Origin of the sequence: Streptomyces sp. DH12 (assembly GCF_020873895.1) — a bacterium.
GTDB lineage: Bacteria > Actinomycetota > Actinomycetes > Streptomycetales > Streptomycetaceae > Streptomyces.
The window spans coordinates 1-392 of the sequence record NZ_JAHWGT010001638.1 but is presented as its reverse complement, the minus strand read 5'-3'; the positions used below and the strand labels follow the sequence as shown (position 1 = coordinate 392).

At 76.5% G+C, this 392-nt stretch carries 1 pseudogene; it reads left to right on the top strand.

What is annotated here, in order from left to right:
* Positions 1-392 (top strand): annotated as a pseudogene (locus LPA54_RS41480) (hypothetical protein); the annotation flags it as partial.

Here is a 392-nt window from a genome sequence, read left to right as displayed (position 1 = left end):
GGATCGACCGTCACTTCGGCGCCCGAGAAGTGCCGGACCACCACCGTCGACGGCGGCGTGCCGGGCTACCGCTGCTGGGTGGCGACGCCGCTGCTCGAGGACGCCCGGCTCACCTTCCCGTTCGAGCTGCGCGTCGACGAGGTCGTGGAGGGCGCCAGGGGCCGGGTGGCGATGCCCGACTGGGACAACCCCTTCGACTCCGACCCGTCGAACGACGTCGCGTGGATCGTGCTGAACGCCCCCGGCGAGCCCGGCGACGACGGCACGGGCGGCTCCGACGGCGGCCCGTCGGACGACCCGGCGGCGCCCGGCGCCGGTGACGGGGACGGTTCCGGCGACGGGACCGGCACGGACGACGCCGACTCCGCCTCCGGCGGCGGTGCGGGCGACGA